Source organism: Stutzerimonas kunmingensis, assembly GCF_002929225.1.
Lineage (GTDB): Bacteria > Pseudomonadota > Gammaproteobacteria > Pseudomonadales > Pseudomonadaceae > Stutzerimonas.
The window spans coordinates 886,332-908,497 of the sequence record NZ_PISM01000004.1 but is presented as its reverse complement, the minus strand read 5'-3'; the positions used below and the strand labels follow the sequence as shown (position 1 = coordinate 908,497).

Annotated in this window: 25 protein-coding genes and 2 tRNA genes; 14 read left to right on the top strand and 13 right to left on the bottom strand. The window is 62.9% G+C overall.

Annotation, left to right across the window (positions count from 1 at the left end; all coding sequences use genetic code 11):
- Nucleotides 1-4: 4 nt before the first annotated feature.
- Nucleotides 5-937: a ZIP family metal transporter gene (locus CW305_RS05445; RefSeq protein WP_104097288.1), complete on the bottom strand. Its 933-nt coding sequence runs from the start codon at nt 935-937 to the stop codon at nt 5-7.
- A gap of 186 nt (nt 938-1,123) precedes the next feature.
- Between CW305_RS05445 and CW305_RS05440 the strand changes: the two genes are divergently transcribed.
- From CW305_RS05440 to CW305_RS05410, 7 genes are all read left to right on the top strand, one after another.
- The gene (locus CW305_RS05440) at nt 1,124-2,308 is read left to right on the top strand and encodes an efflux RND transporter periplasmic adaptor subunit (protein WP_104097287.1); all 1,185 of its coding nucleotides are present in this window, start codon (nt 1,124-1,126) and stop codon (nt 2,306-2,308) included.
- A gap of 4 nt (nt 2,309-2,312) precedes the next feature.
- Nucleotides 2,313-3,533, top strand: coding sequence for an ABC transporter permease (locus CW305_RS05435; protein ID WP_104097286.1), 1,221 nt, complete (start codon nt 2,313-2,315; stop codon nt 3,531-3,533).
- Nucleotides 3,526-4,257: an ABC transporter ATP-binding protein gene (locus CW305_RS05430; RefSeq protein ID WP_104097285.1), complete on the top strand. Its 732-nt coding sequence runs from the start codon at nt 3,526-3,528 to the stop codon at nt 4,255-4,257. Before CW305_RS05435 ends, CW305_RS05430 begins: the two co-directional genes overlap by 8 nt.
- Before the next feature lie 154 nt (nt 4,258-4,411).
- Complete coding sequence (locus CW305_RS05425) at nt 4,412-5,275, top strand: MBL fold metallo-hydrolase (RefSeq protein WP_104097284.1); 864 nt, start codon at nt 4,412-4,414, stop codon at nt 5,273-5,275.
- Between the two features lie 23 nt (nt 5,276-5,298).
- Nucleotides 5,299-7,047 carry a bifunctional protein tyrosine phosphatase family protein/NAD(P)/FAD-dependent oxidoreductase gene (locus CW305_RS05420; RefSeq protein WP_104097283.1) on the top strand — a complete coding sequence of 583 codons (1,749 nt, stop codon included), beginning with the start codon at nt 5,299-5,301 and terminating at the stop codon, nt 7,045-7,047.
- Nucleotides 7,044-8,822, top strand: a complete 1,779-nt coding sequence (locus CW305_RS05415) for a SulP family inorganic anion transporter (protein ID WP_104097282.1) — start codon at nt 7,044-7,046, stop codon at nt 8,820-8,822. The genes CW305_RS05420 and CW305_RS05415 overlap by 4 nt, the downstream gene beginning before the upstream one ends.
- A complete protein-coding gene (locus CW305_RS05410) occupies nt 8,819-9,199 on the top strand; it encodes a rhodanese-like domain-containing protein (protein ID WP_003299527.1) in 381 nt (126 codons plus the stop codon). The genes CW305_RS05415 and CW305_RS05410 overlap by 4 nt, the downstream gene beginning before the upstream one ends.
- A 73-nt stretch (nt 9,200-9,272) precedes the next feature.
- Here CW305_RS05410 and CW305_RS05405 read toward each other — a convergent pair whose 3' ends face one another.
- From CW305_RS05405 to CW305_RS05390, 4 genes are read right to left on the bottom strand one after another with little or no spacing between them, the layout of a single operon-like run.
- Nucleotides 9,273-9,473: a YgaP family membrane protein gene (locus CW305_RS05405; RefSeq protein ID WP_003299529.1), complete on the bottom strand. Its 201-nt coding sequence runs from the start codon at nt 9,471-9,473 to the stop codon at nt 9,273-9,275.
- A gap of 13 nt (nt 9,474-9,486) precedes the next feature.
- Nucleotides 9,487-9,906 carry a YeeE/YedE family protein gene (locus CW305_RS05400; protein WP_003299530.1) on the bottom strand — a complete coding sequence of 140 codons (420 nt, stop codon included), beginning with the start codon at nt 9,904-9,906 and terminating at the stop codon, nt 9,487-9,489.
- A gap of 2 nt (nt 9,907-9,908) precedes the next feature.
- Nucleotides 9,909-10,343, bottom strand: coding sequence for a YeeE/YedE family protein (locus tag CW305_RS05395; protein WP_042926953.1), 435 nt, complete (start codon nt 10,341-10,343; stop codon nt 9,909-9,911).
- Entirely contained in the window at nt 10,340-10,657 is a 318-nt protein-coding gene (locus tag CW305_RS05390; RefSeq protein ID WP_003299535.1) for an ArsR/SmtB family transcription factor, read from the bottom strand. Before CW305_RS05390 ends, CW305_RS05395 begins: the two co-directional genes overlap by 4 nt.
- Nucleotides 10,658-10,840: 183 nt before the next feature.
- On the opposite strand from CW305_RS05390, the gene CW305_RS05385 reads away from it, so the two are divergent.
- Nucleotides 10,841-11,131, top strand: a complete 291-nt coding sequence (locus CW305_RS05385) for a metal-sensing transcriptional repressor (RefSeq protein ID WP_014820817.1) — start codon at nt 10,841-10,843, stop codon at nt 11,129-11,131.
- A 223-nt stretch (nt 11,132-11,354) separates the two neighbouring features.
- Here CW305_RS05385 and CW305_RS05380 read toward each other — a convergent pair.
- Nucleotides 11,355-11,430: transfer RNA gene (locus CW305_RS05380), tRNA-Gly, on the bottom strand.
- Between the two features lie 17 nt (nt 11,431-11,447).
- Nucleotides 11,448-11,523, bottom strand: a tRNA-Glu gene (locus CW305_RS05375).
- A gap of 229 nt (nt 11,524-11,752) precedes the next feature.
- On the opposite strand from CW305_RS05375, the gene CW305_RS05370 reads away from it, so the two are divergent.
- Together CW305_RS05370 and CW305_RS05365 are read left to right on the top strand one after the other, a co-directional pair.
- On the top strand, nt 11,753-12,508 hold the full coding sequence (locus CW305_RS05370) for a hypothetical protein (protein ID WP_104097281.1): 756 nt from the start codon (nt 11,753-11,755) through the stop codon (nt 12,506-12,508).
- A gap of 36 nt (nt 12,509-12,544) precedes the next feature.
- The gene (locus CW305_RS05365; protein ID WP_046622097.1) at nt 12,545-13,222 is read left to right on the top strand and encodes a glutathione S-transferase family protein; all 678 of its coding nucleotides are present in this window, start codon (nt 12,545-12,547) and stop codon (nt 13,220-13,222) included.
- Between the two features lie 66 nt (nt 13,223-13,288).
- On the opposite strand, the gene CW305_RS05360 is transcribed toward CW305_RS05365, so the two are convergent.
- From CW305_RS05360 to msrB, 3 genes are all read right to left on the bottom strand, one after another.
- Nucleotides 13,289-14,179 (bottom strand): ATP-binding protein, encoded by an 891-nt coding sequence (locus CW305_RS05360; protein WP_104097280.1) that lies wholly within the window; start codon nt 14,177-14,179, stop codon nt 13,289-13,291.
- A 144-nt stretch (nt 14,180-14,323) separates the two neighbouring features.
- Complete coding sequence (locus CW305_RS05355; protein ID WP_041014429.1) at nt 14,324-14,806, bottom strand: glutathione peroxidase; 483 nt, start codon at nt 14,804-14,806, stop codon at nt 14,324-14,326.
- 26 nt (nt 14,807-14,832) lie between these two features.
- The gene (gene msrB, locus CW305_RS05350) at nt 14,833-15,231 is read right to left on the bottom strand and encodes a peptide-methionine (R)-S-oxide reductase MsrB (RefSeq protein ID WP_003299543.1); all 399 of its coding nucleotides are present in this window, start codon (nt 15,229-15,231) and stop codon (nt 14,833-14,835) included.
- A 190-nt stretch (nt 15,232-15,421) separates the two neighbouring features.
- On the opposite strand from msrB, the gene CW305_RS05345 reads away from it, so the two are divergent.
- The 4 genes from CW305_RS05345 (at nt 15,422) to CW305_RS05330 (ending at nt 18,794) form a co-directional block, all read left to right on the top strand.
- Complete coding sequence (locus tag CW305_RS05345; protein ID WP_014820822.1) at nt 15,422-16,633, top strand: pyridoxal phosphate-dependent aminotransferase; 1,212 nt, start codon at nt 15,422-15,424, stop codon at nt 16,631-16,633.
- Between the two features lie 3 nt (nt 16,634-16,636).
- Nucleotides 16,637-17,107: a hypothetical protein gene (locus tag CW305_RS05340; RefSeq protein ID WP_003299546.1), complete on the top strand. Its 471-nt coding sequence runs from the start codon at nt 16,637-16,639 to the stop codon at nt 17,105-17,107.
- Nucleotides 17,108-17,195: 88 nt separating this feature from the next.
- A complete protein-coding gene (gene htpX / locus CW305_RS05335; protein ID WP_003299548.1) occupies nt 17,196-18,068 on the top strand; it encodes a protease HtpX in 873 nt (290 codons plus the stop codon).
- 81 nt (nt 18,069-18,149) lie between these two features.
- Nucleotides 18,150-18,794, top strand: coding sequence for a DUF2959 domain-containing protein (locus CW305_RS05330; RefSeq protein ID WP_041014433.1), 645 nt, complete (start codon nt 18,150-18,152; stop codon nt 18,792-18,794).
- A gap of 25 nt (nt 18,795-18,819) precedes the next feature.
- On the opposite strand, the gene CW305_RS05325 is transcribed toward CW305_RS05330, so the two are convergent.
- The 3 genes from CW305_RS05325 to CW305_RS05315 form a co-directional block, all read right to left on the bottom strand.
- Complete coding sequence (locus CW305_RS05325; RefSeq protein WP_104097279.1) at nt 18,820-19,479, bottom strand: thiopurine S-methyltransferase; 660 nt, start codon at nt 19,477-19,479, stop codon at nt 18,820-18,822.
- Between the two features lie 61 nt (nt 19,480-19,540).
- Complete coding sequence (locus CW305_RS05320) at nt 19,541-20,929, bottom strand: sigma-54-dependent transcriptional regulator (protein ID WP_104097278.1); 1,389 nt, start codon at nt 20,927-20,929, stop codon at nt 19,541-19,543.
- Between the two features lie 5 nt (nt 20,930-20,934).
- Nucleotides 20,935-22,122 (bottom strand): sensor histidine kinase, encoded by a 1,188-nt coding sequence (locus tag CW305_RS05315; RefSeq protein ID WP_104097277.1) that lies wholly within the window; start codon nt 22,120-22,122, stop codon nt 20,935-20,937.
- Between the last annotated feature and the right edge of the window lie 44 nt (nt 22,123-22,166).

Genomic DNA, 22,166 nt, shown 5'->3' with positions numbered 1-22,166 from the left:
CGCGTCAGCCCAGCGCGGTATCGAGGAACATCATCACCGCGAAGCCCACCATGAGGCCCAGCGTGGCGGGCGTCTGATGGCCGTTGCGGTGGGTTTCCGGGATCACCTCGTGGGATACCACGAAGATCATTGCCCCCGCGGCCAGGCCGAGGCTGATGGGATAGGCGATGGCGAAGCCGCTGGACATGCCGATACCCACCAGCGCGCCGATCGGCTCCATCAGCCCGGATGCCGCGGCGACCAGCACCGAACCCAGCGCCGACAATCCGGTGGTGCGCAACGCCAGCGCGACGGCCAGGCCCTCGGGAATGTCCTGAATGGAGATCGCCGTGGTCAGCGGCAGGCCAACGCTCAGGTCGCCATTGGCGAAGCTCACACCGATGGCCATGCCTTCGGGGATATTGTGCAGCGCAATGGCGAGCACAAACAGCCAGACCCTGTTCAGGCGTTCGCACTCGGGACCACAGGGGCCAGTGCTTTCATGCTCGTGCGGCGTGAAGTAATCCAGACCGAGCATGAGCAACACGCCAAGACCCAGGCCGACCACCACCGTCAGCGCCGCAGCCGGGCCGTTACCGAACAATTCACGCCCCGCTTCCAGCCCCGGAAGGATCAGGGAGAAAGCGCTCGCAGCGAGCATCATGCCGGCGGCAAAGCCAAGCATGCTGTCCTGGGTGCGGGTAGAAATGTCACGCAGGCCGATCGCCAGAAACGCGCCGACCGCCGTCGCTACGAAACCGGCGCTGCCGCCCAACAGCGCGTAGCGAACGTTGCCCGCCTCGCTGCTCTGCAAAGCGTTGGCGGTACCCGCCACTAGCAGTAACAGCACCGCCACTGCAGTTGCCGCAAGGCCGAAGGTGATCCAGGGGTTGGCTTGCGCCTGTGCGAGCCAGGCAGCGCGCAGAGTGGCCGTCGGGCTTTGAACGGTGGACGCCATGATTTCAGAATCCTCGATGCGGGCGGCCAGTGTACTCCGCCACGCCCTGCTCCAGAGCCTATGGTCACGATAGCCGCAGACCATCGCCCTACCTGCGCGCAACGCCCGCGTTGTACCCCCATGGGTATAACCGTAAGCTTGGCGGGTTCGATGGCCCGGAGGGGCCGCATTAAGGAGTGGTCGGTCGTGCCCGCTGCAAAAACCATTCGTCGCGCGCTTTTGCTGATCATCCCGGTCCTGCTGCTGGCCGGCTGGATGATCTGGCGCCAGCTTCAAGGGCCGGAACTGCCCGGCTATCGCCTGGAAACACGCCCACTGGTGCAACGCGTGGTCGCCAGCGGCGAGGTGGACAGCCAGTCGCTGGCGCAGGTCGGCAGCGAAATCACCGGCGTTATCGCCGTGCGCCATGTACGCGAGGGCGATGCGGTAACGGCTGGCGATCTGTTGCTGGAGCTGCGCGACGACGAGCAGCGCGCCCGCCTGCGCGAGGCGCAAGCGGCCCTGCGGCAGCTGATTGATTCCAGCCGCCCCCAGGCACAGGCCACCCTACGCGAGGCACAGAACAACCTCGAACAGGCCGATCGCGAACTCCAGCGCCGGGAGACACTGTTCGAACGCAAGCTCCTGGCCTCCGAGGCGCTTGAGCAGGCTCGCCGCGCAACGCTGACTGCCCGTGTGGTTCGCGATCGCGCCCGCTTCGCCGCCGCGGCCGTGGGCGAAGGCGGCAGCGAGGAACAGGTCCTGCGTCAGCGCCTGGAAGCGGCGCGCGCGAACTTGGCGAAAGCCCGCATCCACGCCCAGGTCGACGGCATCGTGCAGACGCGCGAAGTCGAACCCGGCGACCTGGTACAGCCCGGCCGCACCCTGCTGACGATCGCCCGCTCCGGCAGTAGCGAAATCCTGCTGCCTCTGGACGAAAAGAATCTGGCCCCGATCGAACTGGGCCAGGCCGCCAGGATCATCGCCGATGCCTACCCGGATCGAGTGCTGCCGGCACGCGTCAGCTTTATCGCGCCGAGCGTCGATACCGCCCGTGGGACCATCGATGTCCATCTCGACCTGCTGGAGCCAGCCGACTTCCTGCGTCAGGGCATGACCGTCTCGGTGAACATCGAGACCGGCCGACGCGAGCAAGCCCTGGTATTGCCCAACGATGCGCTGCGCGCCCGCGACGGAACACGTGCCCAGGTATTGCGCGTCAATGATGGCGTGGTGGAGCGGGTCAGCGTGCGTCTGGGAATGCTCGGCACCGCGCTGAGCGAAGTCAGTGAAGGGCTGGCGGCAGGTGATCTGGTGTTGATCGGCGACGCCGAGAAAGGCCAGCGCGTACGCGTGCATGAGCAAGCGATTCCAACCGGTATTCAGGACTGACTGCATGCGCCTGGCCGACTCGCTGTGGACCGAATGGAAGATCGCCCTACGCTTCTTGCTGGACAACCGCATGCAGACGTTGCTGATCATGTTCGGTATCGCCGTCGGCTCGGCGGTGATCGTGTTCATCACGGCGCTGATCACCGGCCTGCAGGCCAATGTGGTCGAGCGCACCCTGGGCACCCAGGCCCATATCCGCATCCTGCCGCCGGACGAGGTCAACCGCATTCTGCCCGCCGATGACCACAGCTGGCCGCTGGTGCTGGAGAGCCCGCGGGCCCAGCGCCTGCGCTCGATCATCAACTGGCAGGACGTACGCGACGTGCTCGACCAGGACGCACAGATCCTCGCGGTGTCGCCGGTGATCAGCGGCCCGGCCATCGCCCGACGCGGCGTGGCCCGCGCCTCGGTGGCGCTGCTCGGCATCGACCCGCCGCGCTATCAGCGCATCATCCCGCTGGCAGACGACCTGATCGCCGGGCAGTTCACCGTGGGCGCCGGCCACGCGATTATCGGCAAGGAACTGGCACGCGACCTCGGCCTGGGCATCGGGGACAAGCTGCGTTTGGACGCCGGCGAAGGCCGCGAGGCAGTCGTCGATATCGCCGGTATCTTCGAGCTGGGCGTACGCGAGCTGGATGCGCGCTACGTGTACCTGGACCTGAAACAGGCGCAGACACTGCTCGACCTGCCCGGCGGCGTCACGGTGATCGATACCACGGTCGCCGAGATCTTCGAGGCCGATCAGGTCGCCGAGCGCCTCGCGCGCCTCACCGGGCTGCGCGCCGAAAGCTGGATGGAAACCAATGGGCAACTGCTCAACGCGCTCGCCTCGCAGAGCATGACCACGGAGATGATCCGTGTATTCGTCGGTATCTCCGTGGCCTTTGGCATCGCCAGCGTGCTCGCCGTGAGCGTCGTCCAGCGCACCCGCGAGATCGGCATCCTGCGCGCCATGGGCAGCCCGCGCGGGCAGATCCTGCGCGTGTTCCTGCTGCAGGGCGGGCTGCTCGGGCTGCTCGGTTCGGCCTGCGGCGGAGGCGTCGGCTGGGGCCTGGTGCAGGTTTTCAATCTATTTGGCCCGCGGCTGTTCACCATTCCGGTCGATCCGACACTGGTGCCGCTGGCCATGCTGGTAGCGACAATCACCGGCGTGCTGGCGGCGGCGATGCCGGCGCGGCGTGCGGCGCGCTACGACCCTGCGGTGGCGATTCGATATGTCTGAAACCCTGTCAGCCAGCCCGGCCAATGAGGTCCTGCGCCTGGAACAGGTACGCAAGGCCTTCAACATAGGCACACCACTGGAAACCGAGGTGTTGCACGGTATCGACCTGCGTCTGAGCCGTGGTGAGCTGGCCGCGCTGATCGGCCCGTCCGGCTCAGGTAAGAGCACGCTGCTGAACCTGATCGGCCTGCTCGATACGCCCAGCTCCGGCGAGCTGTACGTGCTCGGCCAGGCGACACGCGACAGCAACGACGAAGCGCGCACGCACCTGCGCAACCAGGCAATCGGTTTCGTGTTCCAGTTTCACCACCTGATTTCGGCATTCAGCGTGCTGGAGAACGTGCTGATGCCGCTGATGATTCGCCACGGCAAGCCGTCACACGCGGATATCGACCTGGCTCGCGGCCTGCTCGACGAAGTCGGACTGGCGCAGTTCGCCGACAAGAAGCCGACGCAGATCTCCGGCGGCCAGCAGCAACGAGTTGCCATCGCCCGGGCGCTGGTGACCCGCCCGCCTCTGTTGCTGGCCGACGAGCCGACCGGCAACCTCGATACCCGCACCGCGCAAAGCGTGTTCGAGCTATTTCATCGCATCAATGCCCAGTTCGGCTGCGCAATACTGGTGGTGACCCATGATCCACGGCTTGCGGCCGATTGCGGGCGGACCATACAGCTGGTCGATGGCCATATCGTCAGTGACGCTGCCAATCCGCCCAGTCGCTGACCCGACAGCCGCTGCGCCCCTTCCATAGCGGGTCGCGGCGAATGTCCCGCCACCAGCTAATAACTATTAAGTCTAAGCATATAACCTAAATCAGGGCTAACATCACCCCACATGCATACCCCCACCGGTATTAATCTTTGAGAGGAGCGCGTCCATGAATGCCCATATCGAACCCTTCTTCGATCCCGCGACTTTCACCTACAGCTACGTGGTCAGCGATCCGCAGACACGCCAATGCGCGGTGATCGATTCTGTGCTGGACTACGATCCGGCATCCGGCCGTACCTCCCATGCTACCGCCCAGCGTCTGGTCGACTATGTACGCGAGCAGGACCTCAAGGTGCAGTGGCTGCTGGAAACCCACGTGCACGCGGACCATCTGAGCGCCGCGCCGTACCTCAGGCAGCAACTAGGTGGTCAGCTGGCGATCGGTGATCGCATCACCGTGGTGCAGGACACCTTCGGCAAGCTGTTCAACGCCGGTACCGGCTTTGCGACCGATGGCCGCCAGTTCGACCACCTGTTCCACGATGGCGATACCTTCCAGGTCGGCAACATCCAGGCGCGCGCCATTCATACCCCGGGCCACACCCCAGCCTGCATGACCTATGTCATCGGTGATGCGGCGTTCGTCGGCGACACGCTGTTCATGCCCGATTACGGCACTGCCCGTTGCGATTTCCCGGGCGGCGACGCGCGCACGCTGTACCAGTCGATCCAGAAGCTGTTCGCCCTGCCGGGCGACACACGGGTATTCATGTGCCACGACTACAAGGCGCCCGGCCGTGAAGAGTTCCTCCATGAAACGACCATCGCCGCCGAAAGCGAATACAACGTGCACGTGCACGCAGGCATCAGCGAGGACCAGTTCGTCGCCATGCGCACGGCACGGGATGCCACGCTGGGCATGCCGACGCTGATCCTGCCCTCTGTGCAGATCAACATGCGCGGCGGCGAGCTACCCGAGCCGGAAAGCAACGGCACGCGCTACCTGAAGATTCCCCTGGACGTGCTGTAGCCCCAAGCGTGGAGGACGTCGACATGCAAACAATAAAACGACTGACCCCTTTCATCTCCGTCGCTGCCCAGTTGCAACCGGCGGACATGGCGCTGCTGGCCGGCAGCGGATTTCGCTGCGTCATCAACAACCGCCCGGACAACGAGGACGAAGGCCAGCCGTCCAGCGAGGCCATGCGCACCGCCGCCGAGGCGTCCGGCCTTGAGTACCATCATCTACCGGTCGTATCCGGGCAGATCACTGATGCCGACGTCGCGGCCTTCCGAGCGCTACTGGCGCGGATCAAGGGGCCAGCACTGGCATTCTGTCGCACCGGGACACGCTCGGCCTCGCTCTGGGCACTGGCCGAGGCCCATCACCTCGACCCGCAGGTGTTGCTGCAGACAGCCCAGCAAGCCAGTTACGACCTCAGCGGCCTGCTGCCACGCATGCAGGGTTACTGGCAGTCGACAACCGATCTGCCGCTACCGGGTGCTTCGAAATTCGCCGTCACGCCGCGCTACGACGTGCTGGTGATTGGCGGCGGCGCGGCCGGCTGCGCCGTGACAGCCAGTTTGCTCAAGCGCGCCCCCGAACTGCGCGTCGCAATCATCGAACCCCGTGAGCAACACTACTATCAGCCCGGCTGGACGCTGGTAGGCGCCGGCGTGTTCGACCGCGCCGCCACCGAGCGCGCGATGAGTCGCTGCATTCCGTCCAAGGCGCAATGGATCCGCGCGGCTGCCGAAGCCTTCGAGCCGGAGCACCAGCAAGTGGTGCTCGAAGACGGCAGCCGCATCGGCTATCGAGCGCTGGTGGTCTGCCCGGGCCTGAGCCTCGACTGGGACGCCATCGAAGGCGCCCGCGACAGCCTCGGCAAGTTCGGCGTGACCTCGAATTACGCCTTCGAACTGGCGCCCTACACCTGGCAACTGGTGCAGAACCTGCGCGGCGGCAAGGCGCTATTCACCCAGCCACCCATGCCGATCAAGTGCGCCGGCGCACCGCAGAAGGCGCTGTACCTGTCCTGCGATCACTGGCGCCAGCAAGGCGTACTGAAGGATATCGAGGTCGACTTCTGTTCGGCTGGCGCGGTGCTGTTCGGCGTCGCAGACTTCGTGCCCGCGCTGATGCAGTACGTCGAGCGCTACGGCGCGCGGCTGAACTTCAACCACAATCTGGTGGCTGTCGACGGACCGGCGCGCAAGGCCTGGTTCAAGGTGACCGACAGCGCCGGGCAAAGTACCACGGTGGAGCGTGAGTTCGATCTGCTGCACATGGTGCCACCGCAGCACGCACCGGACTTCATTCGCCACAGCGCCCTGGCCAACGCCGACGGCTGGTTCGAGGCCGAGCACGAGACGCTTCGGCATCCGCGCTTCGGCAACGTTTTCAGCCTCGGCGATGTGTGTTCCGCGCCCAACGCCAAGACCGCAGCAGCGGTGCGCAAACAGGCACCGGTGGTCGCCGAAAACGTGCTGAGTGTGCTCAAGGGCAGCGGCCCGCGGGCGATCTACGATGGTTACGGCTCCTGCCCGCTGACCGTCGAGCACGGCAAGGTGATCCTCGCCGAGTTCGGCTATGGCGGAAAGCTGCTGCCGACGTTCCCGCTCGACCCGAAAGTGCCGCGCCGCCTGGCCTGGAAGCTGAAGACCCAATGGATGCCGTCGATCTACTTCGAGATGATGCTCAAGGGCCATGAATGGCTGGCCGAGCCGAAGCATCTGGACTTCGAACCGCGCCCGGCCGAGGCACCCGACGCTTGCGACTTCACCCAGGAGAAGAAGGGATGAAGCAGCGCTTGGCCCGCTACATGCCCATATTGGAGTGGGTCAGGCACTATGATCGCGCGGCCGCGGCCAAGGACAGCCTGGCCGCGCTGATCGTAACGCTGATGCTGATCCCGCAGAGCCTCGCCTACGCCATGCTCGCCGGCCTGCCGCCAGTGACCGGCCTGTACGCCAGCATGCTGCCGCTGATCGCCTATACCCTGTTCGGCACCAGTCGCACCCTGGCAGTCGGCCCGGTGGCAGTGGTATCGCTGATGACTGCGGCCGCCTTGGGACCGTTGTTCGCCCCGGGTAGCGCGGAATATGCAGGCGCGGCCATGCTGCTGGCGCTGCTCTCCGGCGCGGTGCTGCTGCTCATGGCCGTGCTGCGCCTGGGCTTTCTGGCGAATTTCCTCAGCCATCCGGTGATTTCCGGCTTCATCAGCGCTTCGGGCATCCTCATCGCTCTCGGCCAGCTCAAGCACATCCTCGGCATCTCAACCGGAGGTGAAAACGCCGTGGAGCTGGTTTTGGGCCTGCTCGGAGCGTTGTCGCAAATGCATCTGCCGACGTTCATCGTCGGCACGACGAGCCTGCTATTTCTCTACCTGGTGCGCAGCCGCCTCTCCACTTGGCTGCAGCGTTTGGGTATGAGTCCGCATATCGCCGGCACGCTGAGCAAGATCGGGCCGGTCGCCGCCTTGCTGCTGGCGATAGCGGCGGTCAGCGTCTTTCAGCTCGCCGATGCCGGCGTGCGGGTAGTCGGTGCGGTGCCTGGCGGCCTACCCAGCATGAGGCTGCCGACGCTGGATATGACGCTAGCACTGCAACTGCTGCCTGCGGCGGTGCTGATCAGCCTGGTCGGCTTCGTCGAGTCGGTTTCCGTGGCGCAGACCCTGGCGGCCAAGCGCCGCGAACGCATCGAGCCTAACCAGGAACTGATCGCGCTTGGCGGCGCCAATGTCGCCGCGGCCCTCAGTGGTGGCTTTCCGGTAACCGGCGGCTTCGCCCGCTCGGTGGTCAACTTCGATGCTGGCGCACAGACGCCGCTGGCTGGTGCGCTGACCGCAGTGGGCATCGGCCTCACCGTGCTGCTGTTCACGCCACTGTTCCGCAATCTGCCACACGCGGTACTGGCCGCGACGATCATTGTCGCTGTGCTCAGCCTGGTGGACCTCTCCGCCCTGCGCCGCACCTGGCGCTACTCCCGACAGGACGCCGCGGCCATGGCTGCCACCATGCTCGGTGTGCTGCTGATCGGCGTGGAAAGCGGCATCCTGCTCGGTGTCGGCCTATCGCTGTTGCTGTTTCTCTGGCGCACCAGCCAGCCGCATATTGCCGTGGTCGGCCAGCTGCCGGGTAGCGAACATTTTCGCAACATCGAGCGCTTCGCCGTAATACAGAGCCCGAGGGTGCTCTCGGTGCGCGTCGACGAGAGCCTGTATTTCCCCAATGCGCGCTTCCTCGAAGACCGCGTCGCCGAGCTGATCGGGCGCTACCCGCAGGCCGAGCACCTGGTGCTGATGTGCCCAGGCGTGAACCTGATCGACGCCAGCGCTCTGGAGAGTCTTGAGGCCATCACGGCCCGCCTGCACACCGCAGGCATCCAGCTCCATCTTTCCGAGGTCAAGGGGCCGGTCATGGACCGATTACGGAACACTGATTTCCTCGCTCATTTGGGCGGTCAGGTTTTCATCAGCCAGTACGAAGCGCTGCTCGCACTGGACCCGGACACCACCCACCATGCCCGTGAACGGCAGCGCGAATGTTTTGGCAACATCAAGGAGAACGCAGGATGAAGAACGCACATGACCTCGTCGAACTGGCCCGGGCCCACGTACAGGAAGTCGCAGTCGCGGATGCCGACGCCGCGATCCAGGCAGCGGACGTGCTGATCGACGTGCGCGAGGCGGATGAGTTTCGTGAGGGCCATATCGCCGGCGCCCTCAACATTCCGCGGGGGCTGCTGGAGTTCAAGCTCAGCGGCACACCGGAACTCGCCGCGCGCGACATGAACATCGTGCTCTATTGCAAGACCAGCGGTCGCGCCGCACTGTCCGCAGCAGCGCTGCAGGACATGGGCTACCTGCATGTCCAGTCGATCGCTGGCGGGTTCGACGCCTGGGTCAGCGCGAACAAGCCCGTTGTGAAGCCGAGCCTGCCCAGTTTCGAATAGCCGGACCGCAGCGCGCAGACAAAAAAAGGCCGACATCGATGTCGGCCTTTTTGCTGTGGAGCTTCGCAGACTCTCAGGACTTGGAATCGCACGCCTTGCAAGTCTTGATACCGAGCAGCGTATAGGCTGGGCAGAAACGGAAGATGCCAGTCGCCAGCGGCAACAGACCGATCCAGCCCCAGGCACCGATCACGCCGCCCAGGCTCAGACCGATAAGCACCAAGCCGACAACGATGCGCAGTGCCCGATCAATGGTTCCAACGTTGACTTTCATAAAGACCTCCCGGTCAGCAAGCGCGCCGGCGTTCCAGCGCGGAGAACAACAGCATTCCGCCAAGCATGGCGAGAACGAAAAGCACGACCTGCCAGTGCCCGCCGAGCAGCATGGCGACGGCCGGGCCCGGACAGATGCCGGCGATTCCCCAGCCCACACCGAACAGCAGACTGCCACCGATCAGCCTGCCATCCAGCTCGCGCTTGGTTGGCAGCTGCATCGGCGCATCGAGCAAAGAGCGCTCGTGTTTCCTCGCCCAGGTGAAAGGCACCAGCGCCGTAGCGATGGCACCGACCATCACCAGCGCCAACGAGGGATCCCAGGCGCCCGCCAGATCAAGGAAACCGATGACCTTGGCCGGGTTGGCCATTCCGGAAAGCAGCAGCCCCAGCCCGAATAGCAGACCAGCAGCAAATGAAGTCAACTTGCGCATGCTCAGCCTCCCAACAGATGACGTAGTACATAGACCGTGGCGAAGCCGGCGACCATGAATGCCACGGTCGCCACGATGGAGCGCGGTGACAGTCGCGAGATCCCGCAGACCCCATGCCCACTGGTGCAACCGGAGCCGTAGCGAGTACCGACGCCGACCAACATCCCGGCCACCAGCAAACCGATCCAGCCGGACTGAAACTCCATCGCTGGCAGGGTGGCAAACAGCATCCACAGGAGCGGCGCGAGCAGGATGCCGAGCAGAAACAACAGTTTTTCGCTTCGCCCCTCGCCCCCCGTTTCCAGCAGGCTGGCAAGCAGCCCGCTGATCCCGGCGATTCGGCCATTGAGCAGGACGAACAAGCTGGCCGCGGCACCGATGAGGACACCACCAGCCAATGCCGCCCAAGGTGTGAAGTTGATCCAGTCGATGGTCATTGCTTGCCCCCTTCGCAGAACAGCTGATAAAGCGTCGTGATCACCGCCAATGCTTCAGCGCTGCTGATCCGGTAGTAGACCTGCTTACCTTCGCGGCGCGTTGCAACAAGCCCCTCCCGGCGCAATACGGCGAGCTGCTGCGACAGCGTCGGCTGCTGAATGCCCAGCAGCTGTTCCAGCTCGGAGACGTTGCGCTCGCCCAGCGACAACTGGCAAAGCAGCAACAGGCGGTCAGGGTTGGCCAAAGCCTTCAGCAAAGCCCCCGCGGACGCCGCATTGGCGCGCAGTTGCTCGATATCCAGATCGGCAGTCATAGGTCAGCGATCAAACACTTAAGATGATGACAATATATTTTTTTATATATTGTTTGGCAAGCCCTGACCGAAAGAAGTTGGCCGCCAGCGGCGGCATCGCTAGCATGCCCCTACCCGTATATGAGCCGCGACCCTAATCGGAATCTTCGCAGGCTCTCCATCCAGTCATGTCGAGGTAGCCGCATGAATGACCAGACCCTCCCCGTGGAATCCGCAGAGATGCAGGCCCAGCAGCAGGCCATGCTGAAACGTTTAGCGAGAGTCGAGGGGCAGGTGCGCGGCATCCAGGCAATGATCAAGCGAGGCGAAGATTGCGAAGCCATCGCTCAGCAGTTTTCCGCTGCTCGTAGCGCGCTGGACAAAGCCTACCGACTGATGCTGACCTGCCTGATCGAAGAGGCGCTGCACGACCAGACGCAAGATACAGGCGAGACCCTGGAACGGGTGCGCAGCATCTTCACCAAATACACCTGAGGGGACGCCCACCACCTTGAGCCTCCTCCGGCAGCCCGCCGCGCGATGCAGTAGGCTGGCCTGAGGTAGCGGACGGCGCCAGCGCATGGCAAGCCACGCAGGCGCTGGGCATAAAGATCAGCAAGAACTGAGATCTGAAAGGGATCGACTGAAACGAAAAAAGCGACCCTGAGGTCGCTTTTTTCTTTCTTCGATCACCTTGAAAAGGTCACCGAAGAGAATTTGGAGCGGGAAACGAGACTCGAACTCGCGACCCCGACCTTGGCAAGGTCGTGCTCTACCAACTGAGCTATTCCCGCGTTGTCTACAACAAATATGGCGTCCCCTAGGGGACTCGAACCCCTGTTACCGCCGTGAAAGGGCGGTGTCCTAGGCCACTAGACGAAGGGGACGTTGCCCGGAAACCACAAGCTTCATTCCGGCTTGCCGCGCTCTGTTTGGTGCTTCACGCTGCAAGTGGCGCGCATTCTATGGAGGCCCTCGGGAGTCGTCAAGCATAGTTTTAAAAAAAATTTGAAGGCCATATCCGGGCAGCACGCAGAGCTATCGGCCACATCATCAAGCCACTACACTCAAGCGAAAAACCAGCGGCTCGAGAGGTGCAGTCAAGTGTCTCCATTAATGATCACTGCGTTGATCCTGGTCGGTGTGTTCCTGCTGGTCGGCATCGTCTACACCATTCAGATTGTCGAAAAAGGCAATCTGGAAAAGGCCCGCAAACGGGCTGACCTCACTGACCGCTGCCGCCGCTGCGCGGAGCTGTCCGACGGACTCCCGGGACAGATGATGACACCCGCGCTGAAGCTATTGCTGACCCGCCTCGAACTTGCGCTGAGCGAACGGCTGCGGCCGGTGGACAAGGGCAATGACAAACTGAGCGCGCGAATGCAGGCGCTGCAGGCCGAGCTGGCCAAGGGCGAAGCGATCGAGATGCGCAATGCTCCGCGGCAGATCGTGACGGAAGCACAGGCCAAGGAAAGTCGCTTCATGCTCGAGGATCTCCACGCCCAGATCGTTCGCGCCACCAAGGACGGCCTGATCGATAAGGCCGAAGCCAAACGCTGGGTGCAAGACATCCAACGCATGCTGGCTATCCTGCACATCGAATTCTTCACCGGCTTGGGAAAACTTGCGCTGCAACAGAACCAGCCGCAACGCGCACGCCTGGCGTTCGAACGAGGCATTCAGCATATTCGCCGCCAACCTGCACCGGCGCCTTATCAGAGCCAGCTCAAACAGCTGGAAGCCCTCCTCGCACATGCCGACGCTCTGGTGTTGAAGAACGATGTGCCCAAGACAGACGAGCCCAACGAGCTCGCCGAAGGCATGAAGGCGTTCGATGACGAAGATCTCTGGAAGAAAAACAACGTCTATTGATCGCTCATCAGCCCTGATCTGCTACGGAGAAATCCCATGACCTTGACCGTGTATGGCGTTCCCCTCTCCCCGTTCGTGCGCAAGGTGCGCCTGTGCCTCAGGCAGAAGGGGCTCGAGTATCAGCTAGAGACGGTCATGCCCTTCACGCCTCCGCAATGGTATCTGGCCCTCAATCCACTGGGACGCATCCCGGCACTCAAGGACGGCGACTGCACACTCGCCGACTCCAGCGTGATCTGCCAGTACCTCGAGGAGGCCTATCCCGATACGCCGGCCCTTTACGCTGGTAACGCGCAGGAACGCGGGCGGGTCCGCTGGCTGGAAAAGTACGCGGACTACGAGCTGGCGCCACTGACCACCTTTACCGTTTTCCGCAACCGAATTCTCAAGCCGACCGCCGGTCAAGCCTGCAATGAAGAGGCGGTGCAGGCCGCGCTGAAGCAGAAGCTACCGCCGCATTTCGATTACCTTGAGCAGCAACTCGCCGGGCGGGAGTTCCTCGTCGGCAACCAACTGTCGATGGCGGACATCGCCCTCGCCTGCCAACTGATCAACCTGGCGCACGGTGGCGAACAGCTCGACGCGCAGCGCTGGCCCGACCTCGCAGCACATCATGCACGCATGCTCGCATTGCCATCGGTCGCGGGCATCCTGCCGGACGAGCAGCGCATGAACGCCAAGCTCAAGGAAATGGGCAAGGCCGCTACCGCCTGAGTTCCGATCACGCCCACGGTGAGGTCAGGCAGCAGGCCGCCTTGACGCGTTATCTCAGCAGATACGTCAGCCTCGCGCTTCGAGCAGACGCTTACCCACCCACTGCCGAGCGTACTGGTAGGCGCAGCGACCGTTGCGGTTGCCGCGCCCGGTCGCCCAACGAATCGCATCCTTCTCCAGGGCTTCGCTCCACGCCCAATCGAGGCTGGCCCGCCGCGCCAACGAATCGATCCAGTGGCGTACCACACTGAGGTAGTGCTGCTGGGTGAAGGGGTAGAACGACAGCCACAAACCGAAGCGATCGGACAACGCGATCTTGTCTTCCACCGCTTCGTTCGGGTGCAGTTCGCCGTCGACCATCTGCCAGTTCTCGTTGTCACTCTGACGTTCCGGGACCAGGTGCCGGCGATTGGACGTGGCGTACAACAGCACGTTCTCCGGCGCGCGCTCCAGCGAGCCATCCAGCACACTCTTGAGCACGCGATAGTCGCCCTCTCCCGCCTCGAACGACAGGTCGTCACAGAACAGGACGAATGCCTGTCGTAACCCGGCCAACAGTTCGACAACGCGTGGCAGGTCCGCCAGATGGTCACGCTCGATTTCGATCAGACGCAGCCCGTCCGCGGCGTATTCGGCCAGCAGCGCGCGAATCAGCGACGACTTGCCGGTGCCACGGGCGCCCCACAACAGCACGTGGTTGGCCGGCAATCCATCGACGAACTGACGCGTGTTGGCGGACAGCAGATCGCGCTGGCGATCAATGCCGATCAAATCAGCCAGACTCAGATCCAGACTGACTTCCAGCGGTGCCAGATAGCCGCTGCGAGCATCACGCTGCCAGCGCGCCGCAACGGTACGATCCCAATCGATGACCGGTGGCTGGGCAGGTAGCAGCGGCTCGATACGCACCAGCAGTCCCTCGGCACGCTGCAGGAAGGCTTTCAACTCGACATCCATGATGACTCCAGAGACGAAAAGGCCCGGCTGGACCCGACCCGACAACAGACAATCAGGCAATCAGGCAATCAGGCAATCAGGCAATCAGGCAATCAGACAATCAGGCAATCAGGCAGGCGAAACGCAACCTCACTCAAGCAGCAGTCAAAGCAATGTTTCGATTTCCGCGGCCATTGCCTCCGGCGTGGTGCGAGAGGAAAAACGTCTCACCGCTCTACCCTGGTCAGAGATGAGAAACTTGGTGAAATTCCACTTGATCGCCTTGCTACCCAGCAGCCCAGGTGCGCGCTTTTTCAATTCAATGAAGAGCGGATGAGCATCCCCACCGTTCACCTCGACTTTGGCAAAAAGGGGAAAGGAAACGCCGAAGCGGCGTTCGCAGAATGCTGCGATTTCCTGCTCGCCGTCTGGCTCCTGCTTGCCGAACTGGTTACAGGGAAATCCGAGCACGATCAATCCGCGCTCGCCGTAACGCTGCCACAACGCTTCCAACCCCTTGTATTGCGGGGTAAAACCACACTGACTGGCCGTATTGACCACCAGCAGCACCTTTGCATCGAAATCCGCGAGCCTCTTCTGCTCGCCCTCGATGGTGACGCAGGGAATGTCCAACAAAGGGTCGTGCATGCGAGGCTCCTTGCAACCGACGATGCTCAGGCTTCGCGCGGTTTCAGGTTGAGAGAGGCGGAATTGATGCAGTAGCGCAACCCGGTCGGCTGCGGGCCATCGGGAAAAACATGACCGAGGTGTGCATCGCAGCGTGCGCACCTGACCTCGATCCGGTGCATACCGTGACTGAAATCATCCAGGCTGGCGATAGCGGTATCACTGACCGGCTGGAAATAGCTGGGCCAGCCGCAGCCGGAATCGAACTTAGCATCCGCATCGAACAGTGGCGTGTCGCAGCAGGCGCAATGGTAGATGCCAGGTGTCTTCGTGTCGTTGTACTTACCCGTGAAGGGACGCTCGGTGGCGCCCAGCCGGCAGATCTGGAACTGCTCATCGGAGAGTTCCTCGCGCCAGACGTCGAGCGGTTTTTCCAGCTTGTCCATCGATACACTCCTCAGCTCAAAAAAGGCCGATCTGTACCTTTTCCGGTGGTCGGGGCGCACGTATCATGCGTCCCTCTTCGACGCCTAGTCTGGCAGCGGGGTTTCCGACTGCCAAGGCGCCCGGGTTCATGCCAAGCGCGGCCAGCCATTTCCGGAACTGGCGCGTTTTCACTTCGGGACACTCAGGATCATGCAGGTCAGCAAATCGAACAAGCTTGCCAATGTCTGTTACGACATCCGCGGGCCCGTGCTCAAGCACGCCAAACGCCTGGAAGAGGAAGGCCATCGCATCCTCAAGCTGAACATCGGCAACCCGGCGCCGTTCGGTTTCGAAGCGCCGGAGGAAATCCTCCAGGACGTGATCCGCAACCTGCCCACTGCCCAGGGCTACAGCGACTCCAAAGGCCTGTTCAGCGCCCGCAAGGCGATCATGCAGTACTACCAGCAGAAGCAGGTTGAAGGCGTCGGCATCGAAGACATCTACCTCGGCAACGGTGTGTCCGAGCTGATCGTCATGTCCATGCAGGCATTGCTGAACAATGGCGATGAAGTGCTGATCCCTGCCCCGGATTACCCGCTGTGGACCGCTGCGGTGAGCCTGGCCGGCGGCAAGCCGGTGCACTACCTTTGCGACGAGCAGGCCAACTGGTGGCCGGACCTGGCCGATATCAAGGCCAAGATCACGTCTAACACCAAGGCGTTGGTGCTGATCAACCCGAACAACCCCACCGGCGCGGTCTACCCCAAGGAAGTGCTCGAAGGCATGGTCGAGCTTGCCCGCCAGCACAAGCTCGTTCTGTTCTCCGACGAAATCTACGACAAGATTCTCTACGACGACGCCGTACACATCTCCACCGCCTCGCTGGCGCCGGACGTGCTCTGCCTGACCTTCAACGGGCTGTCCAAATCCTACCGGGTTGCCGGCTTCCGTTCGGGCTGGGTGGCGATTTCCGGGCCGAAGCACAGGGCGCAGAGCTACATCGAAGGCCTGGATATCCTCGCCAACATGCGCCTGTGCGCCAACGTACCGTCGCAGCATGCGATTCAGACTGCACTGGGCGGCTACCAGAGCATCAATGACCTGGTATTACCGCCGGGCCGCCTGCTCGAGCAGCGTAACCGTACCTGGGAGTTGCTCAACGACATCCCGGGCATCAGCTGCGTCAAACCCATGGGCGCGCTGTATGCGTTCCCGCGCATTGACCCGAAGATCTGCCCGATCCACAACGACGAGAAGTTCGTGCTTGATCTGCTGCTTTCCGAGAAGCTGCTGATCGTTCAAGGCACTGCATTCAACTGGCCATGGCCGGATCATTTCCGCGTGGTCACCCTGCCCCGCGTCGACGATCTGGAGCAGGCCATTGGCCGCATCGGCAACTTCCTCAAGACCTACCACCAGTAAGCGATGGATTTGCAGATCGACGATTTCTACAAGGATGCGGCGGGCGGCCTGCTGATGCTCTATCAGGCCTTCCCACGCAAGGTCTCGCTGTATGTAGAAGATCTGATCGGCCGGGAAGAGCCGGATGAGTTCGGCCTTCCCTCCAAACGCCACCAGAGCTGCCTAGGTGCCCTGCTCTGGCTCGCCGAGGAGGGCTATCTGCGTTACGAGAGCACCATTCATTTCCAGGCGCTGGACCAGGCGGTGCTTACCGAAAAAGGCTTCGTGCGCCTGTCACGAGCGGTGCCTGGACAGATCGCCGACGACCTCAGCCTCCCTCCCAGCGTGCTGCGCATTCAGGCCAGCCTCGCCCATCAGCTTCGCGAGGCATTGAAGCGCGCGAACAGCGAGCGCATCGCTCAGCTGGCCCGATTGATGTTCGAAAGCCAGTCCGGCGCACCACTGCATCCCAGCCTCCATGGGCAAGCGACATAGCTTGAAATAGTCGCCCGGTTGAATAGCTCAAGGGCGCACCTTATATAGCCTATCGTTCTTCAATTCCTACCCTGGAGTCTGCCGCAACATGATGCGCATTTTCTTGTTCCTGGCCACCAACCTTGCGGTACTGGTCATCGCCAGCATCACCCTGAAGCTGCTCGGGGTCGATCGCTATACCGGCCAGAACTATGGCAGCCTGCTGGTCTTCTGTGCGGTTTTCGGCTTCGCGGGCTCGCTCATTTCGCTGTTCATCTCCAAATGGATGGCGAAGATGAGTACGCGTACGGAAATCATCAGCCAGCCGCGCACCCGTCACGAGCAGTGGCTGCTGCAGACAGTCGAGCAACTGTCGCGCGACGCCGGCATCAAGATGCCCGAAGTCGGCATTTTCCCGGCCTACGAGGCGAACGCCTTTGCCACCGGCTGGAACCGCAACGACGCACTGGTGGCGGTCAGCCAGGGGCTGCTCGAGCGCTTCTCGCCGGATGAGGTGAAAGCGGTGCTTGCCCACGAGATCGGCCACGTGGCCAACGGCGACATGGTGACCCTGGCGCTGATCCAGGGTGTGGTAAACACATTCGTCATGTTCTTCGCACGTATCTTCGGCAACTTCGTCGACAAGGCGATCCTGAAAAACGAGGACGGCCACGGCATTGGCTACTTCGTCGCGACGATCTTTGCCGAACTGGTACTGGGCCTGCTCGCCAGCATTATCGTCATGTGGTTCTCGCGCAAACGCGAGTACCGTGCCGACGAGGCCGGTGCCCAACTGGCCGGCACCAGCGCCATGATTGGCGCCCTGCAGCGCCTGCGTGCCGAACAGGGCATGCCGGTTCACATGCCCGACACGCTCAAGGCATTCGGCATCAACGGTTCGCTGAAGCATGGCCTCGCCGGGCTGTTCATGACCCACCCGCCGCTGGAAGACCGCATCGAAGCGCTGCGCCAGCGCGGCTAATTGCACTGAACGCAACAGGGGCGACGCAAGTCGCCCTTTTCTTTTGTCTATGCAGACTCAACCCGCATACAAGGAATCGCCATGCGTCGTTTCATATTCGCCTGCTTCGCGCTGCTCGCGCTCGGCGGCTGTCAGAGTGCCTACTATTCAGCGATGGAGAAGGCCGGTATCCATAAGCGCGATATCCTGGTCGATCGTGTGGAGGAGTCGCGTGACGCGCAGCAGGAAGCCAAACAGCAGTTCAAGGATGCTTTGGAGCGCTATCGCAGCGTCGTCGAGGTCAAGGGCGGCGATCTGGAGAAGCGTTACGACGCACTCAACGAAGAGTACGAAGCCAGCGTAGCGAGTGCGCGTGACGTCCGCGCCCGCATCGAAGCGGTCGAAGACGTGGCCGACGCGCTGTTCAGGGAATGGGAAAGCGAACTCAAGCAATACAGCAACGCCAGCCTGAAAGCCGCCAGCGCCAAAGAACTCAACCGCACCCGCGCCGAATACCGAACGCTGATCCAGCGGATGAAAGCGGCGGAGAAACGCATCGACCCGGTGCTCAGCGTTCTGCGCGATCAGGTGCTGTTTCTCAAGCACAACCTCAATGCTCGCGCGATAAGCGCCTTGCACGGGGAATACCGCACGCTGCAGGGCAACGTCGACCAGCTGATGGCTGACATGCAGCGCGCCATCGACGAGGCCGACACGTTCATCCGCCGCTTACAGGCCGACGGCTGATCGCTGCAGCATTACAAGCGGCGGGTCAGACCCGCCGTTGCAGCCAATGGAAGTGCTCCTCGAGCCGCGTCAGACCGCGCTCGCGCATCCGCGGATTACGCTCCAGCACTTCCTTGGCTTCCAGCAGTTCCACGCCCCACTCAGCGGCGTACAGGTCGCGCACCTCGCTCGTACCCACCGCGAAGGGCGGGCCTTCCATCTCTGCCTGGTCATAATCCAGCGTAACCAGAAGCTGCTGACAGCCGGCCGGGAGGATGCTCGACATCAGTGCCGCGTACCGCTGACGCATCGCGTGCGGCAATGCGATCAAGGCGGCGCGATCATAGACCGCCTGGCACCCGAGGACATCGGCCGTACCGAGCGCGAAAAAGTCGCCGCAACGGATCTCCAGGCTATCGGAGCGATAGACCTTGAACGGCCCACGCTGGGAAATTTCAGCTTTGAGCTGCTGCTCGGAAAAAAAAGCGTCTACAGCCTTCTCACTCAGCTCCACCCCCACGACATTGAACCCTTGCCCGGCCAGCCAGGCCAGATCCAGACTCTTGCCGCACAACGGCACCAGCACCGTCGCACCATCAGGCAACGCCAGTCGCGGCCAGTGGCGACGCATGCCGGGATGAACATCGTCAAGGTGGAAACCAATCTCGTTGCGAGCCCAGCGCTCCTGCCAGAAGTCTTTGTGCACCTGGAAATCTCCATCATGAGGATGGCGGCAGCTTATCAGAGCGAGGTTGAGGGGAGCGCGCTCAGCCCGCGTAGAGCGATGCCTCGACATCCATCCCGGCGTCGCGCATCTGCGCCAGCTTGTAACGCAGGGTGCGCGCACTGATGCCCAGGCGATCAGCCGTCTCCTTGCGCCGTCCACGTTCGGCACGCAGGGTATCGATGATCAACTGGAACTCGCGGCGGCGCAGATCATCCCCCAGTCCCGAACAGGCCCCCGCCTCCCCTGCAGCGCCCTCGCACGGTTGTGCCGCGCTGCTGGCGACAGGCAAGCTGGTGACACCGCCCACACCCGCCAGGCACAGATCCTGCGGCTGGATCACGCCGCTCTGCTGAAGAATCAACGCTCGCTGTATCGCGTTGTCCAGTTCGCGTACGTTGCCCGGCCACGCGTGCGCCACCAGGCAGCGCTGCGCCTCGGCCGAAAGCCGCGCAGGCGCCTGGCGCATCTTCCTGGCGTGGCTGACCAACAGGCGTTCGGCGAGCGGCAGAATATCGGCCGGGCGCTGCCTCAGCGGCGACCACGCCAGTGGGAAGACCGAAAGACGGTAATAGAGGTCCTCACGGAAGCGACCCGCCGCTACCTCGCTAGCGAGATCACGGTTGGTGGTGGCGAGCACACGAATATCCAGAGCGATAGGCTTCCGCCCACCGACCCGCTCGACCTCTCGCTCCTGCAGCACACGTAGCAGTTTCGCCTGCAACCCCAACGGCACCTCGGATATCTCGTCGAGCAGTAAAGTACCGCCGTCGGCCTGCTCGAACTTGCCAGGCAGACTGGCAATCGCGCCGGTGAAAGCGCCCTTCTCATGCCCGAACAGGGTTGCTTCGAGCATGTTGTCCGGAATGGCAGCGCAATTGATGGCGATAAATGGCTTGCCGTGCCTCGGTGACTGCTGGTGGATATAGCGCGCCAGCACCTCCTTGCCAGTGCCTGACTCACCGGAGATCAGTACAGTGGAGTCACTTTGCGCCACCCGCCGGGCAAGAGCCAGCAGCTGCTGGCTGGACGGCTCGAGCGCCACCGGCCCTTCTGCCTCGGTAGCAGCGATGCCGTTCACATGACGCCCCAAGAGCTCAAGCAATGTGCCTGGCTCGAACGGCTTGACCAGATAATCGACAGCGCCCTGGCGCATCGCATCCACCGCCCTCGTTACCGCGCCAAAGGCGGTCATCAGCAGCACGGGCACCTGCGGGTAGCGTTGCCTAACCAGCGAGAGCAGTTCGTGGCCGTCCATGCCGGGCATGTTCACGTCACTGATGACCAGGCCGAATGACTCTTCCTGCAGCGCACACAAGGCCGCTTCGGCGCAATCGACGGCACGGTACTCGTAGCCCCCAAGCTGCAGCGTGATGCCCAGGGCTTCGCGCAGGGCGTGATCGTCTTCGACGAGAAGTATCGTGGCGGCCATACAGGTCACTCCGGTTTGTGAGTGGCGGGAATCAACGGCAGGCTCATCAGCGCACAGGTTCCGCGGCCTGGCCGCGAGCGCAACTGCAGGTCACCTTGATGGGCTCGGGCAACGGCCTTGGCCACTGCCAGCCCCAGGCCGGTTCCCGTGGTTCGGGTGGTGAAAAACGGCTCGCCCAACCGGCCCAGTGTTTCGGCGTCGATGCCTTTACCGCAGTCGCTTATGCACACCCGCACCGTTTCGTCGCGGCGATACAGGTGGACCTTCAGACGCGGCGCCCCGACGCTGGCCTGTAACGCATTTTCGATGAGATTGAGCAATGCTCCGACCAACGTATCGCGATTGCACAACACCTCCACCCCCTGCACGTCACACTGCCAGCGCACGCTGGCGCCGTGCAGACGTGGCTCGCCGGCCGAACGCAGCGCCGACAACAGCGCAGCCGGACTCAGTCGGTCGTTCAGCGGCAGATCACCGCGGGCGAAGATCAGCATGTCACGGACCTGATGCTCCAGTTCGTGCAGACGAGCCTTGAGGCTACCGGCGAAGCGCTGCTGTTGCTGTTCGCTCAGCCCCCCCTGCTCGAGGTGACTGGCATATAGCAACGCGGTGGACAGCGGAGTGCGAATCTGGTGGGCAAGCGAAGCCACCATGCGCCCTAGCGACGACAGCCGTTCATGGCGCGCCAGCTGATCCTGGAGTCGGCGGGTCTCGGTAAGGTCGGTGAGCAGTACCAGCTGACCAGGTTCCCCGGCAAGCGAGCGCGTAGCGATGGATAGGCGGCGACCATTGCGTAGCGATATCTCGTGCCCGTCGTCCCGCCGCGGTGCAAAACAGCGGCCAATCACCTCGCGCCAGGGGTGCCCCACGAGTGGCTCGCTCAACAGCTCAAGAGCAACCGGGTTCGCATCGCGCACTACACCCTGCCCATCGATCACGATGACGCCACCTGGCAGCAGGTCGAGAACGCTCTGCAATCGCTGCGCGAGACGCTCTTTCTCCTCCAGCTCCTGTCGTCGAAGCTCGCCGGCCTCGGCAAGTTGCCCCTTGAGCTCGGCGACGCGTACCTGCAATAGCTCCTCGGATTCACCAAGCTGTCCGGATACCTGACGAAAGAGCTCCAGCGATCGAGTCAGCGCCAGCACGTCTAGGGCATCGAATGAACTTTCGGATGGCTTGGTGACGGAATTCACGGGTCGCTTGCGCCTGTCAAAAGAAAGTCGGTTGACGGGGACCA

What these genes read in the sequence shown, in the direction of transcription:
- CW305_RS05445 (WP_104097288.1), bottom strand. Translation starts at nt 937, where the DNA reads ATGGCGTCCACCGTTCAAAGCCCGACGGCCACTCTGCGCGCTGCCTGG.
- CW305_RS05435 (WP_104097286.1), top strand. Translation starts at nt 2,313, where the DNA reads ATGCGCCTGGCCGACTCGCTGTGGACCGAATGGAAGATCGCCCTACGC.
- CW305_RS05430 (WP_104097285.1), top strand. Translation starts at nt 3,526, where the DNA reads ATGTCTGAAACCCTGTCAGCCAGCCCGGCCAATGAGGTCCTGCGCCTG.
- CW305_RS05425 (WP_104097284.1), top strand. Translation starts at nt 4,412, where the DNA reads ATGAATGCCCATATCGAACCCTTCTTCGATCCCGCGACTTTCACCTAC.
- CW305_RS05420 (WP_104097283.1), top strand. Translation starts at nt 5,299, where the DNA reads ATGCAAACAATAAAACGACTGACCCCTTTCATCTCCGTCGCTGCCCAG.
- CW305_RS05415 (WP_104097282.1), top strand. Translation starts at nt 7,044, where the DNA reads ATGAAGCAGCGCTTGGCCCGCTACATGCCCATATTGGAGTGGGTCAGG.
- CW305_RS05410 (WP_003299527.1), top strand. Translation starts at nt 8,819, where the DNA reads ATGAAGAACGCACATGACCTCGTCGAACTGGCCCGGGCCCACGTACAG.
- CW305_RS05405 (WP_003299529.1), bottom strand. Translation starts at nt 9,473, where the DNA reads ATGAAAGTCAACGTTGGAACCATTGATCGGGCACTGCGCATCGTTGTC.
- CW305_RS05400 (WP_003299530.1), bottom strand. Translation starts at nt 9,906, where the DNA reads ATGCGCAAGTTGACTTCATTTGCTGCTGGTCTGCTATTCGGGCTGGGG.
- CW305_RS05395 (WP_042926953.1), bottom strand. Translation starts at nt 10,343, where the DNA reads ATGACCATCGACTGGATCAACTTCACACCTTGGGCGGCATTGGCTGGT.
- CW305_RS05390 (WP_003299535.1), bottom strand. Translation starts at nt 10,657, where the DNA reads ATGACTGCCGATCTGGATATCGAGCAACTGCGCGCCAATGCGGCGTCC.
- CW305_RS05385 (WP_014820817.1), top strand. Translation starts at nt 10,841, where the DNA reads ATGAATGACCAGACCCTCCCCGTGGAATCCGCAGAGATGCAGGCCCAG.
- CW305_RS05370 (WP_104097281.1), top strand. Translation starts at nt 11,753, where the DNA reads ATGATCACTGCGTTGATCCTGGTCGGTGTGTTCCTGCTGGTCGGCATC.
- CW305_RS05365 (WP_046622097.1), top strand. Translation starts at nt 12,545, where the DNA reads ATGACCTTGACCGTGTATGGCGTTCCCCTCTCCCCGTTCGTGCGCAAG.
- CW305_RS05360 (WP_104097280.1), bottom strand. Translation starts at nt 14,179, where the DNA reads ATGGATGTCGAGTTGAAAGCCTTCCTGCAGCGTGCCGAGGGACTGCTG.
- CW305_RS05355 (WP_041014429.1), bottom strand. Translation starts at nt 14,806, where the DNA reads ATGCACGACCCTTTGTTGGACATTCCCTGCGTCACCATCGAGGGCGAG.
- msrB (WP_003299543.1), bottom strand. Translation starts at nt 15,231, where the DNA reads ATGGACAAGCTGGAAAAACCGCTCGACGTCTGGCGCGAGGAACTCTCC.
- CW305_RS05345 (WP_014820822.1), top strand. Translation starts at nt 15,422, where the DNA reads ATGCAGGTCAGCAAATCGAACAAGCTTGCCAATGTCTGTTACGACATC.
- CW305_RS05340 (WP_003299546.1), top strand. Translation starts at nt 16,637, where the DNA reads ATGGATTTGCAGATCGACGATTTCTACAAGGATGCGGCGGGCGGCCTG.
- htpX (WP_003299548.1), top strand. Translation starts at nt 17,196, where the DNA reads ATGATGCGCATTTTCTTGTTCCTGGCCACCAACCTTGCGGTACTGGTC.
- CW305_RS05330 (WP_041014433.1), top strand. Translation starts at nt 18,150, where the DNA reads ATGCGTCGTTTCATATTCGCCTGCTTCGCGCTGCTCGCGCTCGGCGGC.
- CW305_RS05320 (WP_104097278.1), bottom strand. Translation starts at nt 20,929, where the DNA reads ATGGCCGCCACGATACTTCTCGTCGAAGACGATCACGCCCTGCGCGAA.